The sequence below is a fragment of the Deltaproteobacteria bacterium GWA2_45_12 genome (assembly GCA_001797365.1).
In the GTDB taxonomy this organism is placed as follows: domain Bacteria; phylum UBA10199; class UBA10199; order UBA10199; family UBA10199; genus UBA10199.
The window spans coordinates 32,286-47,535 of record MGPH01000037.1 but is presented as its reverse complement, the minus strand read 5'-3'; the positions used below and the strand labels follow the sequence as shown (position 1 = coordinate 47,535).

At 42.9% G+C, this 15,250-nt stretch carries 15 protein-coding genes; 9 read left to right on the top strand and 6 right to left on the bottom strand.

Annotation, left to right across the window (positions count from 1 at the left end):
• Nucleotides 1–81 precede the first annotated feature (81 nt).
• Together A2048_02415 and A2048_02410 are read left to right on the top strand one after the other, a co-directional pair.
• On the top strand, nt 82–1,737 hold the full coding sequence (locus A2048_02415; protein OGP08909.1) for a hypothetical protein: 1,656 nt from the start codon (nt 82–84) through the stop codon (nt 1,735–1,737).
• A gap of 66 nt (nt 1,738–1,803) precedes the next feature.
• Nucleotides 1,804–2,016 carry a cold-shock protein gene (locus tag A2048_02410; GenBank protein OGP08908.1) on the top strand — a complete coding sequence of 71 codons (213 nt, stop codon included), beginning with the start codon at nt 1,804–1,806 and terminating at the stop codon, nt 2,014–2,016.
• 41 nt (nt 2,017–2,057) lie between these two features.
• Here the strand turns inward: A2048_02410 and A2048_02405 are convergent, their stop codons facing one another.
• The 3 genes from A2048_02405 to A2048_02395 all read right to left on the bottom strand — a co-directional run bounded on the left by A2048_02405 (nt 2,058) and on the right by A2048_02395 (nt 6,609).
• Complete coding sequence (locus A2048_02405; GenBank protein OGP08953.1) at nt 2,058–3,383, bottom strand: hypothetical protein; 1,326 nt, start codon at nt 3,381–3,383, stop codon at nt 2,058–2,060.
• Between the two features lie 299 nt (nt 3,384–3,682).
• Nucleotides 3,683–4,147: a hypothetical protein gene (locus A2048_02400; protein OGP08907.1), complete on the bottom strand. Its 465-nt coding sequence runs from the start codon at nt 4,145–4,147 to the stop codon at nt 3,683–3,685.
• Nucleotides 4,144–6,609 carry a DNA gyrase subunit A gene (locus tag A2048_02395; protein ID OGP08906.1) on the bottom strand — a complete coding sequence of 822 codons (2,466 nt, stop codon included), beginning with the start codon at nt 6,607–6,609 and terminating at the stop codon, nt 4,144–4,146. Before A2048_02395 ends, A2048_02400 begins: the two co-directional genes overlap by 4 nt.
• A 371-nt stretch (nt 6,610–6,980) precedes the next feature.
• On the opposite strand from A2048_02395, the gene A2048_02390 reads away from it, so the two are divergent.
• The 4 genes from A2048_02390 to A2048_02375 all read left to right on the top strand — a co-directional run bounded on the left by A2048_02390 (nt 6,981) and on the right by A2048_02375 (nt 9,384).
• Nucleotides 6,981–7,253: a DNA-binding protein HU gene (locus tag A2048_02390; GenBank protein OGP08905.1), complete on the top strand. Its 273-nt coding sequence runs from the start codon at nt 6,981–6,983 to the stop codon at nt 7,251–7,253.
• An 80-nt stretch (nt 7,254–7,333) separates the two neighbouring features.
• Complete coding sequence (locus A2048_02385) at nt 7,334–7,660, top strand: hypothetical protein (protein ID OGP08904.1); 327 nt, start codon at nt 7,334–7,336, stop codon at nt 7,658–7,660.
• A gap of 12 nt (nt 7,661–7,672) precedes the next feature.
• Nucleotides 7,673–8,527: a hypothetical protein gene (locus A2048_02380; GenBank protein OGP08903.1), complete on the top strand. Its 855-nt coding sequence runs from the start codon at nt 7,673–7,675 to the stop codon at nt 8,525–8,527.
• Nucleotides 8,524–9,384 carry a hypothetical protein gene (locus A2048_02375; GenBank protein ID OGP08902.1) on the top strand — a complete coding sequence of 287 codons (861 nt, stop codon included), beginning with the start codon at nt 8,524–8,526 and terminating at the stop codon, nt 9,382–9,384. Before A2048_02380 ends, A2048_02375 begins: the two co-directional genes overlap by 4 nt.
• Nucleotides 9,385–9,424: 40 nt before the next feature.
• On the opposite strand, the gene A2048_02370 is transcribed toward A2048_02375, so the two are convergent.
• Nucleotides 9,425–10,486, bottom strand: coding sequence for a hypothetical protein (locus A2048_02370; protein ID OGP08901.1), 1,062 nt, complete (start codon nt 10,484–10,486; stop codon nt 9,425–9,427).
• Nucleotides 10,487–10,933: 447 nt separating this feature from the next.
• Here A2048_02370 and A2048_02365 point away from each other — a divergent pair, with 447 nt between their 5' ends.
• Nucleotides 10,934–11,770, top strand: coding sequence for an ABC transporter substrate-binding protein (locus tag A2048_02365; protein ID OGP08900.1), 837 nt, complete (start codon nt 10,934–10,936; stop codon nt 11,768–11,770).
• A 76-nt stretch (nt 11,771–11,846) separates the two neighbouring features.
• Nucleotides 11,847–13,289 (top strand): hypothetical protein, encoded by a 1,443-nt coding sequence (locus A2048_02360; protein ID OGP08899.1) that lies wholly within the window; start codon nt 11,847–11,849, stop codon nt 13,287–13,289.
• 109 nt (nt 13,290–13,398) lie between these two features.
• Here the strand turns inward: A2048_02360 and A2048_02355 are convergent, their stop codons facing one another.
• Nucleotides 13,399–13,656 (bottom strand): hypothetical protein, encoded by a 258-nt coding sequence (locus A2048_02355; protein OGP08898.1) that lies wholly within the window; start codon nt 13,654–13,656, stop codon nt 13,399–13,401.
• Nucleotides 13,657–13,985: 329 nt separating this feature from the next.
• Between A2048_02355 and A2048_02350 the strand changes: the two genes are divergently transcribed.
• Nucleotides 13,986–14,612 carry a hypothetical protein gene (locus tag A2048_02350; protein ID OGP08897.1) on the top strand — a complete coding sequence of 209 codons (627 nt, stop codon included), beginning with the start codon at nt 13,986–13,988 and terminating at the stop codon, nt 14,610–14,612.
• 7 nt (nt 14,613–14,619) lie between these two features.
• On the opposite strand, the gene A2048_02345 is transcribed toward A2048_02350, so the two are convergent.
• Nucleotides 14,620–15,216: a hypothetical protein gene (locus tag A2048_02345; GenBank protein ID OGP08896.1), complete on the bottom strand. Its 597-nt coding sequence runs from the start codon at nt 15,214–15,216 to the stop codon at nt 14,620–14,622.
• Nucleotides 15,217–15,250: the final 34 nt, after the last annotated feature.

Here is a 15,250-nt window from a genome sequence, read left to right as displayed (position 1 = left end):
ACAATCAAAGAATATCGCGCTTTGCATAATAAAACTTGCACTTGAATTGCCCTTCTTTAAGATATATGCATCCCATCCTTTATGAACCCAGCTTTTTTGCTACACGCTGTTTGTGTTTTGGTTCTTTCTTTGGGCTTTTCTGCCTTGAAAGTGACCCCTGCCCAGGCAAATGCCGTTTCCATCAATGACATCATTGCCACATCCATCAAAGGAGCTTTAAGTATTGCACCAAAAAAGCAGGGGGAATGGAAAGCTTATTCTGCCTTAAAACCCTTATACGCAAACAATGGCTATAAACCCCTGTGGTCCAATGAAGGTAAGGTAAAATCACAGGCTCGACAACTCATTGTGGCCCTAGAATCAGCCAGTGAGGAAGGTCTTATCCCTGAAAATTATCCCACAGGCCCTCTTTCACAAAAAATAGCCGAGGTCCGTGGTAAAAAACTAACCACCCAAAATTTAATTTCTCTGGCGCGCTTTGACCTTCTTTTTTCAAATGCCTTTTTGATTTATGCCTCCCATTTGGCCTATGGTTTTGTAAACCAGGAAAGCTTCAAACCCGTATGGTTTAATAGCGAAGGGCAGGGACCACTCATTCAGACTCTTTACAAGGCTGTTAACAATAAAAACCTGAAAAATGTCCTGTATTCCTTGCTACCGCGCGAAACCGGCTATTCCCAACTAAAGGAAGCCGTAAAAAAATATAAAGAAATTGTGGCCAATGGGGGATGGAAATCGATTCCTTTGGGGCCCAAAATAGAACCTTTAGGACATTCTCCCCGCATTCCCCTGGTAAGGGAACGGCTTTCCATTGAGGATTATTTTCCAAAAAGTCAAAAAGACAAACACTTCTATGACGAAAAACTGGTTGAAGCCGTAAAAACCTATCAACACAATAATGGCCTTTTTGAAGATGGAGTCATCGGGGATCAAACCATTTCCAGCTTTAATGTATCCGCCCAAACCAGACTTAACCAGATTGTGTCCAATTTGGACCGCATGCGGGCTTTCCCCAATGATCCGGGACCGAGTTATATTTATGTCAACATTCCGGCTTTCTATTTAAATCTTGTCGAAAAAGGCAATGTTGTTCTCACCATGAAAACCATAACCGGCCGCAAAGAACGTCCCTCCCCTCTTTTAAGCCACAAAATCACCTATATGGTGATCAGCCCCAAGTGGCATGTCCCCACGTCCATTGCAGTGAAAGACAAACTCCCCCTCCTTCAAAAAGATCCCAATTTTCTGGCCAACAACGACATGAAACTTTACAGCTCCGAAGGAAAATCCCTCAAGGAAATTGATCCTTCGACTGTCAACTGGGCTGAAATAACCCCAGAGAATTTTTCTTACAGCATCATTCAGCAACCAGGCGAAGGCAATGCCCTTGGTTCGATCAAGTTCATGTTTCCCAACAAACACAATGTTTACCTACACGACACTTCCCAACCCGAACTTTTTGCCAGACAGTTCCGCAATTTTAGTTCTGGATGCATACGCATTGAAAAACCCATGGAACTCGCCGACTATGTCCTTCGTGGGAACAAGGAATGGACAAGTGAAAAAATAAACGCGGCTATTACCAACAAAGAAGAACAGTACGTCCCCCTCAAAAACCCCCTTGCCATCCATCTTGTTTATCGAACAGCCTGGATTGATGAGCAGGAAGTGCTTCAATTAAGAAATGATGTGTATGAAGCCGACAAAGAAATGATGGCCTTTTTGCACATTCCCTAAATTATCTTGCAGCTGATCTTTTTTTTATGATAAATGCCTTAAAAAATTGCTGTAAGGAGGGGTTTTATGTCACGTCTTAAAGGTAAAGTTAAATGGTTTAACGACTCCAAGGGCTTTGGATTCATCGAATCCGATTCCGCCAGTGGAAAAGATGTATTTGTTCATTTCTCTGCTATTCAAGCAGATGGTTATAAATCACTCAAAGACGGGCAAGAAGTTGAATTTGAACTTCAAGATGGCCCCAAAGGGCCTGTCGCTCAAAATGTTATCAAGGTCTGATTGAAGATTCTTCTGTTGAAATGAAATTTCAGAAATCCCTGTCAAATATTATAATCTTTTAATTTTTTAAAAAGGGTCGATTTGGCAATGCCCAAAAGTTCAGCCGCTCTGGCTTTATTGCCTTCCGTTTTTAAAAGGGCTTGGTCAATCTTGTTTTTTTCCACTTCATCCAGATTGATGCTCTCTGCTTCTTCTTCTTTTAAAACAAGATCCACCTCACTTGCTTCAATAATTTCCTTCTCAGAAAAAATAAGACTTCTTAACACACTGTTTTTTAGTTCCCTGATATTTCCTGGCCACTCATAATCTGAAAATTTGGCCAAAGCTTTCTCCGAAAAAGTCTTGGATACCCCCGCTTCTTTTAAAAAATGGGAAATCAAAAGCGGAATATCTTCCTTCCTTTCTTTTAAAGAAGGAATTTCCAATGGCACCACAAAAAGCCGGTAATATAAATCTTCTCTAAAACGCCCCTGTTTCACCAAATTCAACAAATCACGATGGGTCGCTGCAATCACCCTTACATCCACGGAAATTTCAGCATTGCCCCCCACCCTTCGGATGGTCCGGTTTTCAAGAGCCCGCAGCAAGGCCGGCTGCAATTCAAGGGGCAATTCTCCAATTTCATCCAAAAAAAGACTGCCGCCCTGGACTTGCTCAAAAGCCCCCATCCGTTTGACCACAGCTCCTGTAAAGGATCCCTTTTCGTGCCCAAAAAGTTCGCTTTCAATGAGGCTTCGCGAAATGGCCCCACAATTTAAAACAAGATAGGGTTTGCCTCGACGCAAAGACAAGAGATGTAAAGCTCTTGCGACCAGCTCCTTACCACTTCCTGTTTCTCCCTGAACCAGCACGGTATGCGTGGTAGGGGCCACCTTGGCAATTTTTGCAAATAATTTTTGCATGGACAGCGCTTTGCCAACCATCCCACAAAACTCCGGCTCTGGAATGGGGTTCAAGGTTTCTTCCTGTTGTTGCACACAAAAAGTAAGGGCGGTCTGACCCACAGTAAAGGACTGGGTTGCTTTAAGCAGACAAGACACAATCTTGTTCCCCGCAACATGGGTCCCATTGGTTGAATGAAGATCTGTAACAACAATTCCTTCGTCCTGAAGGCTCATTTCACAGTGCCTTCCGGAAACATAATCATCTTTGACCACAACATCACAAGAAGACGACGAGCCCAAAAGCATTTTTCTTTTTGAAAAAGGCACTCTGAGTTCATCTCCAGAGGGGTTTTTGATAACAAGAATCGTCTTTTCAAGAAGACAGGTGTCTGTTTCAGGATTTAAACTTAAAAGACGTGTCGTATCTCCTGATACATAGGTAAGGGCTGTTTTGTAGGAACCCTGACTTTCTTCGTCCGGGATTTTGGATTGTTTAAACTTGAGCTGCCAAGAACCAATATCAATTTTTTGCCCCTCTAGAAGAACCGAAGGGGAACTGATTTCAGACCCATTTAAAAGAGTATGGGTTGAACTGATGTTGTTAAGAACATAATAATTGTTTTCAAAAAAAATTTCGGCGTGTTTGCGTGATATTTCAGCGTCAGGAAGACACAGGTCACATTCAGAGGACCGGCCTATAAGAAATCTCGCCCGTGGAAGCTCCACCTTGAAACAAAAATGTCCTCTTTGGAAAACTTGAAGGATTGGCATGGGAAGCCCCCTTATGGCAAAGAAAATTCAATAATGTCCCCCACCTTCAGGCCTGTTTTGAGAGCAAACCCCGCCTTTACTTCCAAGGCATAGCGAAAGGGCTTTAAGGGGGTGATAAGATCTTCCGAAAGAGGTTTGTTATCCGGAGCAATATAGGTCACCACTTTTTTATCGTTAAGAAAGATAATGTCCAAAGCCGTAGGTGTATCCTTCATCCAAAAAGAACTTAAGACATTTTCATCCCAAATAAAAAGCATTGCCTTGTCATCACCAAGATCGGTGCGGTGCATCAAGCCCTGTTCCCGTTTTTCGGGGGTATTGGCAATTTCCAATTGCAAGACAAAATTTCCCTGCTTGGTGGCAAGACTTGCTGTGGGTTGAGAAGGAGGGGGTGGCAAAGAAGGCTGTTTTTTTTCATGAGAACCCTGGCAGGCAAAGATAAATAAAAAGCTGATGACAACAAAAAAGTGTTTCATGCCTGAACATCCCCTTCTTTGGGGCCTTCAGAATTTTCCTGTTCAGCCAAAATGGCCACACTCACCACTTTTTCGCCAGGCTCCATTTGGATAAGCCGTACCCCTTGCGTATTGCGGCCAATCATTGAAATTTGATTTACATGAAGACGGATAATTTTACCCATGGTGGTCATCAGCATGACATCGTCAGTGTCTTTTACCTGCAATGTTCCAATGACCAAACCTGTTTTTTCGGTCGTCTTCATGGTTACAACGCCACTACCCCCACGCCCCTGCACACGGTATTCATCGGTACTGGTGCGCTTGCCATAACCGTTTTCAGAAACGGTCAAAACCGTGGATCCCGCATCTACAAGGCCCATCCCCACCACAGCATCATTATCCGCCAGGCTAATGCCCCGAACCCCGGTGGCTTGGCGGCCCATGGAACGCACTTCATCTTCGGTAAAGCGGATTGTTTGCCCTTCCTTGGTGCCAATGAGCACATCTCGTTTCCCGTCACTTAATTTTACCTCGACAAGTTCATCCCCCTGGTCAATACCCAGGGCGATAATGCCCCCCATACGGATATTGGCATAGGCATCCAGGCTGGTTTTTTTAACTGTGCCCTTAAGCGTGACAAAAACAATGAATTGACCGGGCGAAAATTCTCGCACAGGCAAAATGGCGGCCACTTTTTCATCGCCTTTAAGGGCAATCAGATTGGTAATGGCCCTTCCCCGTGCCGTGCGGCCTGCCTCGGGGATTTCATGCACTTTCAACCAATAAACCCGCCCCAAATTGGTGAACACCAGAAGATAACTGTGGGTGCTTGCAATAAAAATTTCCTTTACAAAATCGTCATCACGCACGTCCATACCCATTTTCCCACGTCCACCACGGTTTTGCGCACGGTAGGTGTCAATGGGGTTGCGTTTGACGTAACCCAGGTGGCTGATGGTCACCACCACATCTTCTTCCTGAATCAAATCTTCATCAGAGAAATGATCTACAGTATTGGCGATAATTTCTGTTTTCCGGACATCACCATATTTTTCTTTTATTTCATTTAATTCCTGGACAATGATTTCAAACACCAGCTTTTCGCTACCCAGAATGGATTTTAACTTTTCGATAAGAACCAAAACTTCCTTGTATTCCTGTAAAATCTTGTCCCGTTCCAGACCTGTGAGCCGACCCAACCTCATTTCCAAAATGGCCTGGGCTTGGATCTCGGTTAACCCGAACTTTTCCATTAACCCTGTTTTGGCTATGGGAGGATTGGGGGATTTTTTGATGAGTTCAATGACCGCATCAATATTTTCAACCGCGATTTTCAGACCTTCTAAAATGTGGGCGCGTTTTTGGGCTTCTTCCAATTCAAAAATGGTACGACGGACCACCACTTCTTTTCGATGTTCCAAAAAGAGTTTTAAAACATCGCGCAGTGCCAAAATGCGGGGTTGCCCACCCACAATGGTAAGCATGATGATCCCAAAGGAAGACTGCATGGCCGTATGCTTGTAAAGTTGATTGAGAACCACGGCCGACTCAACATTCTTTTTTAACTCGATGACAATACGCATGCCTTCCCGATCTGATTCATCACGGATTTCCGAAATCCCGTCGATTTTGTCCTCATTAACCAACCCGGCAATTGACTCAATAAGACGGGCTTTATTCACCTGAAACGGTATTTGGGAAATAATAATGGCTTCCCGTTCCCCCTTGGCCATTTTTTCGATTTCGGCACGGGCTCTTAAATGAATAATTCCCCGCCCTGTTTCGTAGGCTTGGCGAATACCCTGGCGGCCATAAATAAAAGCTGCCGTGGGAAAATCAGGCCCCGGGACAATTTTCATGATGTCATCCAAACTGGTCTCGGGCTGGTTGATGAGCAAGATAAGGGCATCAATAATTTCAGACAAATTATGCGGAGGGATTTTGGTGGCCATCCCTACGGCAATCCCTTCCGAACCATTAATCAAGAGATTGGGAATCTTTGTGGGTAAAACAATGGGCTCCAGGGTTGATTCATCAAAATTAGGGGTGAAATCGACCGTATTCTTGTCGATGTCGGCCATCATTTCTTCAGCCAAGGCCATCAAACGACATTCGGTATAACGGTAGGCTGCAGGGGAATCGCCATCAACAGAGCCAAAATTACCCTGCCCGTCAATGAGCAGATAACGCATGTTCCATTCCTGGGCCATGCGCACCAGGGTTTCATAAACAGCCGAATCCCCATGGGGATGATATTTTTTGAGCACTTCCCCCACCACCCCGGCGCACTTGGAATAGCGCTTGGATGAAAGAATCCCTTCGCGGAACATGGCGTAAAGGATGCGGCGATGAACGGGCTTTAGCCCGTCACGCACATCAGGGAGGGCACGACCAACGATGACGCTCATGGCGTAATCAAGGTAGGAATGCCGCATTTCATCTTCAATACTGACGGGAATAACTTCTTTTGATTCGACCATAATTGAGTAGAAAAACCGGGGAATTTACCCAGAAAAAACTAGGTTGAAAATTAGGGTATCCCCCCCCAAATGTCAACGCGAAAAGAGTTCAAAAGCCGAAAGTAAAAACTGAACATTCAGGGACAACTTGTCAAAAATTGAAAACTGGAAAAAGTTTAAAAAAATGCTTCGCCCGCTTTTTTAACCTTGACTTTGGTTTGCTGTCTTCTATCATAGCTTTCACTTATTTTATCGGCGTTTGCCGGTGATCACTTTTTTAAGTGTCATCAGACACTGATAGAGTTCTCCAAAAAATTTGGTCTTTAAAGTTTTTGAAAAATATTTTTCGCAAACAATAAAGACCTACTCTAACGCCTTCAAGGAGGTAGAAAATGACAAAAGCTGAACTTATCAATCAAATTGCCAAAGACTGTGGTTGCGCCAAGGCTTTGGCTGAAAATGCGTTGAACTCTGCAACCAATGCCGTTGCAAAATGCCTGAAGAAAGGTGACAAAATCACCCTTACAGGTTTTGGCACTTTCTCCATTGCCAAGAGAAAAGCCCGCATTGGACGCAATCCTCAAACGGGTGCCGAAATTAAAATCAAGGCATCCCGTGTTCCAAAATTCAAAGCCGGCCAAGCTCTCAAAAATCTGGTCGCTTAACGAATGGCTTATGCTATAGTCAAAGGCAGCAAACCTTTCAAAAAGTTTGCTGCCTTTTTTATTGATGTAGGGTGACTCCAATGGCCGCGAAAAAGAAAAAATTCAATTGGGAAAAAGGTGACAAGCTTGACCCGGACGATTACGAGCCAATGGGAGGGGTACGCGATATCGGGTTTATTAAACTTGCTGATGGCGTTTATGCCGATCCCGCCTTAAGAAAAGAAGCCCGCAAGGTCAAGCTGACCAGCCGCGCCCGTAAAAAACCGGATGAATTTTTTACCGAAGAGTCTTCCACAGGGTTACACAGCGAATTGAGTAATTCTGAAGCCTCAAGACTCATCCACAAAGACAAAGAAAAAATCAAGGGCATCATTCGTTTTCAAAAAGCATCCCAAAAACAAAAATAAGAGCTCTCTATTATGACTTTGGGCATCAGCTGGTTTCAAAATTTGAAAATTAGAAAAAAATCCTCTCAACCTTTTTTTGCCCATAATAATTCCATCCTCCCAGAATTTTTGAAAAAACAGTTGTCTCCCCAAATCTTTTCAACCCTTGAAATATTTTATTCATTCCATATCCAACTCGAAAATATCACCTGGCAAAAAAATATCAACGTCATGTCGATCCTGACCCAGTGGGAAAGTCTTGCCGTCAATCCGCAAGAAGATCCTTTCTTCAAAGAAATTGTTTTATCAGCCAATCAACATCAAATTTCTCCATCGTTGCCGGTTTTGATGATTCGGGGTCGTAAAAAAGATTGGATCAAAAAGAAATGGGACCGTTTTTCCGATTTGGTTCATACATCCTCTGCAACAGTCGGCCCATTCACAGAAATCGCCATGCATCTTATGGGTTACCCGGCCCCAAAACTTATTGAACAAGCCAGGATTTTAGCCACAGCTTTGGAATTAACCATCCGTTTAAAGAAGATTCCCCTGTATCACCAATCAGAAAAAATGATCTTTGCCCAGGAAGACATGGGGCTTTTCCGTTATGATGAAAAAAACTATCAAGGGAAAAAAGTTAATGAAAATTTGAGAAGACTTGTCATGCACCACACGGACAAAATCAGAAATTTGTATGAAGAATCCTCTTCTTTGTTAAATAAAATCCCAACAAATACGGGGGGAGCCTTAACGGTCTTATATCACCAAGGGAATACCTGGTTAGAAAACATAAAAAATAATTGGGAAAATATCTTTGACAATAATCCCCCGTTGGAGAAAAGAGACCTTTGGCCATTAATGTTGCAACAGGCCCCGTATCACTTATGATTCAATCCCAAACTTCACCCGTCATTCTTACCCAAAGCAGCGCCCGGGCCATCACTTCCAAAAGCAAATCAAATTTTTCCAGTTCATTCTTCTTTTTATCCCGTGAGAAAAGACTGGCCATCCAGTCAGTATATGCTTTTTTTAGGGTGGTTGATGATGTCGTTGATGAAGAAAACAACCCCGCACGCCAGCAAGAATTGATCAATTATTGGAAAGAGGAAATCCACAAACTTTATACAGAAACAGCAACCCTTCCCCTTTTATGCGAGCTTCAAAAAACCGTTCAACACTTCAAGATTCCGCAGGATTATTTTTTAAAACTGGTTGAAGGTTGTGAAATGGATATCGGCAAAAAAACCTACCGGACCTTTGACGAACTTTATCAATATTGTTACCGCGTCGCGGGCATTGTGGGGCTTACCTGCATGAAGATTTTTGAGTACGAAAGCCCCACTGCAGACCAAATGGCCATTAACCTGGGGCTGGCCCTTCAGCTCACCAATATTATTCGTGATGTGGGTGTCGATCTCGAAAAAGGCCGTGTTTACCTGCCAGAAGAAGATTTAAAAAAATTTGGTCTTACCACCCAAGATATTTTTGATCGCCGGCATGATGAAACTTTCATCAAGCTCATGGATTTTGAATTTGACCGGGCGCTTTCCTACTATCAGCTTAGTTTTGAAGAATTCAAAAAAGATAAAAAAGGGAAACTTTTGGCCGCCCGTATCATGGGATATGTTTACCAGAAAATTTTATTTAAAATCAAAAAACACCGTTACCCGGTTTATGATAAAAAAATAAAACTTAATTTTTGTGAGAAATTTTTTGTTTTATTGAAAGCGTTTGTCTCACGTTAGGATAATCTGTGTAGGGACAATCCTAGGATTGTCCCTACATTTATTCAAATTCATCTTCAATCTCGCCCACAATCTGTTCAATAACATCTTCCAAGGTCACAAGCCCCTGCACGTTCCCATGAACGTCTTCAACAATGGCAATATGGATTTTGGCGTTTTGAAAACGCCGGAGGGCGGCATCCAGTCCCATGTCCACATCCAAACTCAAGATGGGCCGGCGCAAATCAAAAAGATTGATCACCTTCTCATGTTCCAGATTCCAAATAATATCCTTCATGTGGATAAAACCCAATATCTTCTTTTTATCAGTATCAATCAGGGGAAACCGCGTATGACCCGATTCCATGGCCTTGTCGATATTGATACGAACAGGGTCGTCGACATAAAAACAAACCATTTTATCGGCAGGGATCATGATGTTGTGAACTTTTTTGTGCGAAAAATCGATGGCTTTATCAAGGAGCAATCGTTTGCGCGGACCAATGGCCCCTTCTTCAAACGAGTCTTCAACAATGAGTTTTATTTCTTCTTCTGAATGAGCCCTGGCAGGCCCTCCCGCAGGTGGAATGCGGATTATTTTAAGAATGGTATTCGAAATACCATTTAAGATCCACATGAACGGAAAGAAAATAATGTAAAAAAACCGCATGGGAAGGGCCACCAAAAGAATTATCTTATCAGCAACGCGGATGGCGATTGATTTAGGCACCAACTCCCCAACAACAATGTGCAAGCCTGACAATAAAATAAAAGCCACAGCAAAAGATATGGAATGCAAGGTAACATCAGAAATATGAATATTCCCTTTCACCAAAATTCCATGAAATAAATCCGCCAAGGCAGGCTCTCCGATCCACCCTAACCCAAGGCTAGCAAGTGTAATCCCCAACTGCGTGACCGAAAGATAAGCATCCAGGTGCTTCACCATTCCAAAGGCTAGTTTGGCTAGGGTATTTCCTTTTTTGACAAGAACTTCCAGGAAAGTAGCACGCACTTTTACCAAGGCAAACTCAGCCGCGACAAAAAAACCATTCAACACCACAAAAACAATGGTAAGAACGAGAGAAAAAGTATGATCATGAATAATTCCAAATTCAGGCATAAACCGAGGCGATCTTAAATGGATTGGACTAAAATCCCAAGCCTTTTTCGGGCATCGAAGTTTGGACTTCGAAGATCGTAAAAAACTCTTCAATGTTTGATGTTCTATTTTTGGTGTTTAATGGGAATTTGGGGGTAAGCCGCCTACGATTCTTTTGTTTCAAACCGTAGACGGCTCGGAGGGTATAAGGAGGTTTAATCAACCACCCTTATACTAAAGCAAGCCCTGTGCCAGCTCTTAAATTTTATTAAATATATGAAATTATTAAGTTTTTTAACATATTGGCTCTTTTCCGTTTTTGAAATGGGGAACTCAAAACCCCATGCTTGGGTCTAACAAAGGGTCTCTAAAGGACAAACAAAAAAAACCCCCTTCCCCCAAAAGTAGGGGAAGAATTTGCCAAAAAAGTTGCTAAATCAAGAGGTCTTTGTTAGCAACAAACCCCTTATGCTCATTCATATTGCCCATAGCCCTGATTCAGACGATGCTTTCATGTTTTATGGTCTGGCCGAACACAAAGTGCCCAATGAGGGCTTCACCTTTGAACATGTCCTTAAAGACATCGAAACCTTAAACCGCGAAGCCATGAAGGGAACCTATGAAATTTCGGCCGTCTCCATTCATGCCTATGCTTACTTGGCCGATAAATACGCCCTTTTAGGCAGCGGGGCCTCCATGGGTGAAAACTATGGCCCCATGGTCGTGGCCAAAGAATCTTTCCCCATTTCCGATATAAAACAAAAACTTGTGGCCGTGCCTGGCACCATGACCAGTGCTTTTTTAGCGTTAAAAATTTTAGAACCCCAGTTTGAACACATTGTTGTCCCTTTTGATCAGATTTTGGATGTTGTCAAAGAAGGCAAGGCTGACTGCGGGCTTATCATCCACGAAGGACAACTGCAATACCAAGACATGGGTTTTAAACTCATTGTCGATTTGGGAAAATGGTGGGCAGGCCTTACAGGTGGGCTGCCTCTTCCGTTGGGTGGAAACGCGGTGCGAAGGAATCTTGGGCCTGAAATGATGAAAAAATTGGCCCGCATCCAAAAAGCAAGCATTGCCTATGGCCTGGAACACCGAAAAGATGGCTTGGCTCACGCCATGAAGTATGCCCGTGGATTAAGCCCCGAAACCGCCGACACATTTGTAGGAATGTATGTAAACCAGCGTACACTGGATTATGAAGCCGATGGCAAAAAAGCCGTGCAGTTGTTTTTGGACATGGCCCATGATAAAAAACTTATTCCTCACAAAGTGAATGTACAATTTGTAGATTCCAATTAAGCGCCACAGGCGCGTTGAGGGGGAGGCTCCATCCCGCGGCGCGGGATGGAGGGGGCGACGCGAGTCCCTATAACTAATGAGTGAAAAAATAAAAGCAGTTGGGAAACTGGCCTTTATAAGCCTGATCTCTTGGCTCATTCCTTTTTTTGTCCATGCCCAAACATTACCCCTCGACGAAACCACCGTAAAAAACTTAAGCCTTCTCCAAAACCTTGAAATCCAAAAAGCCCTCGAAGAACAGAAAAAAACAAAAACCATTGTCGGAGAAGCCAAATCCATTTACGACACGGTTTTTTCTTCAGAAATAAACTATACACGCGACAAATTTCAGCAGCCTTCCGTTGTTTTTGGCAATAACAACCATAATTTCAATTATAATGCCTCTGTAAGCCAGAACACACCTTTGGGGACTGAAATCACCGCCAGTTTTTTAAATCAGCGGAATCGTACCAATTCTTCTTTTACAACCATCAATCCGTCTTACAATACCATTGGCCAGATAGACCTTCGTCAACCCATGGCCAAAAACTTTTTTGGATTTGCCACGCGAAAAAATATTGCTCTGGCCAAAAAACAGGCTGAAAGCCTACAGGCGTCTACCCAGGCCCAAATCCAGGTGGCCCTGTATAAAAATCTGGTCGACTACTGGAATTACTATTGGGCTTTCCACAATGCTTCCTTTGAGAAAAAGGGATCCCAAAAAGCCCTCGAACTTCAAAAAAGCAATTTTAAAAAAAATGAATTGGGTTTGGCAAATAAAGCCGATGTGTATCTTTTTGAAGCCAATTATTACACACGGGATACGCTCTCTTTAAACGCACAAAACCTACTCATTACCAGCCAACAAATCTTGCAACAAAATTTGGCCTTGGACAAAAATAGGACCCTTGAACTTTCACAAACTTCCATCCCTCAAAAAAAATTTTCATCTTTGGATGAAGCATTGAACACCGCCTTTGAAAAAAGGCCCGACTATCAACAACTCAAAAAAGAAATTGAGGTTCACAAATTAAAAGTATCCACAAACAAAAACGCCCTCTGGCCCGAAATGGATTTGGTGGGGACTTATGCCTTAAACGGTTTGGATAACACCTACGGTAACGCCTTGAACAACATCGAAAATGAACATCGCCAGTGGAAAGTGGGCATGGAATTTTCATTTCCCCTTCAAAACAGAAAGGCCCGCAATGCTTTATCCCAATCAAAAATTGACCAAACCAAAGCTCTATATGCCCTTAAAGAAAAAGAATTGGAAATCGTACGCCAAGTTCGTGAAACTTACCTTCAACTTAAAAACCTGATTCTTGAACAAAACCAAGCACACAAAGCAAGACTGGCCCAAACTTTAAGACTTAAAGAAGAAGAATTGCGCTTTGAACAAGGACGTACGTCAAGCGATTTACTCATACGGGCCCAAAGTGATTTGATTGAAGCCCAAAAATTAGAGCTCAAGTCCCAGGTTGACCGCCATATGGCAGAACTGACCCTTCAATTGGCCCAAGGAACCATTCTTGAATGACGAAAACAAAACCCCACATCGTTTTTTTAGATTCTTCCACCGTGGATCTGGGGGACTTGGCTTCAAGTCATCGATTGCGCGATACGCCCACACACGGGAAAAACGTCATTCACTCTCCTACGTCTTGGCTCATAGCGATTTTGTGAGCCTGCATTGTGCCCTGGTCAAACATACCATCCTCTCGTAGGGGCGCCGCTTGCTGCGCCCTTCTATGATAAAAAAAGTGAAAAATGACGCTTTGCGTATTGCTTTGGGATGCTTCTTTCGATAGAAGATCAAATGTTTTTTCCTCGTTCAGGATACATGCGTGTTCATCATAGGCCTGACAGCTATAATAAGTTTGGGCCCTCCTTTGCTGCGATACCACTTAAAAAATATCAACCTCATCCTCACCCCAGAATAACCGTCAGAAGGCTTCCACCTTTAAATCGAGGGAAGCAACAGCAAGATCATATTAATTTTTCGTCCCCCCCGATTTCTCTCGTTCAACCCAGGGTATCTCTTTCTGGTGATATGTATTTTTTTTCTGGTTCAAATTTGGATCCCCTCGCGTTAAGACACGTACCTCCTACACCTCCTGTAGTAGGGTTATCTCCGGTTCCTCCAGTATCTGTAGAGCAATTATTTTCAACTTATGATGCATTGGACACAAAAGTTACAGCCTTAAGGTTCGATCTGGCCCTCGCAGGCCAAGCAATGCAAAAGGTGGAAATTCTTAATGATGTAAATCAACTCATCCAAAAATTAGTAGAAATCACCGTAAAAGCACTGCTTCAAATAGATTCACTTGAAGAAACCCCAATAGTTCAAAGTATCGTTGAACGTTTTGATTCCATGATTGAAAATATTGAGAGTCTTTTACGCCAATGCGAAAAGGCCCCAGGGCTTTACGGTGATGATTTGGCCATTGTTAAAGCCCTCGTTAATTCTTGTGAAACTTTCCTCAGGGATTCAAGCTTGATTACTTCATTTTTTTCCAAACCGGAGGATTGGATTACCGATTCTTATTTAAGGCAAAGAGTGAGCGCCCTTCCCCAGACTGTCTTTGTCGAAAAGGAAAAACGTGGTTATTGGGTCGAACGCGGGTACAAAGAGTTGGCCGAAAACGTTCTTCGTTTCTATGAACATCTTTTTCAACCGGAAACCCTTATACGTAGCTGGAATGGCCGTCTTTATGTGTTAAAAGGGTCTCGTTTAACACCAAGAAACATTCAGGCACCAAAATCTATTTCTCTATTTGAACATCTCTTGGGTTGGACGATTTATATTCTTAACGATTACATCGTTATTAACATAGGCCCTTCCCACGCACCTATTATTTAGGACACTTCTAAAAAAGTTTATATTGGGCAGAAGCCAGATTTACGATTTTTGGTTTTTTGTATTGTTTCCAATCAACCGCCATTTCCTTTTTTTGCTGTCCTATTTTTGAAAAATAAAAAATTTTTCCGTTTTCAATGCCATATTCAAAAATGTCGCGCGTGACTTTGACATCATTCAGGCAATACGATTTCAATTCCTCCATGCGCCCTTCCCTGTAAAAACGGATGGCATCCAATCCATGTCCCGTTTTCCCCACATTAAGCGTGGCTTTGGCCAGCGAATCAAGGCCAATGCGATGGCCCGCTTTTTTTTCAAAATCAGCCAAAATATCAAAAGCGGGAAGTGTTTCGACATCGATTGAAAAATAGGCTTGCAGCACGGCAAAATCAAAATTGATATGATTAAAACCAATGATCAGGGAGGCATCGATCAAAAAATTTTGTAACTGCCCCAATTCTTTTTCTTCGTAGGTGCGATATTTGCTGCATTCATAATCATAAATACCCACCACACTAATACCTAATTGATCAATGTGCTCCCTGCCACCGACTTCATCAAAGGTTTTCTTTGTTTCTAAATCGAGAACAACGCGTCGATCTCCCATAAAATTCCCTTGAATTAATTGGGGGTTTGGGCCC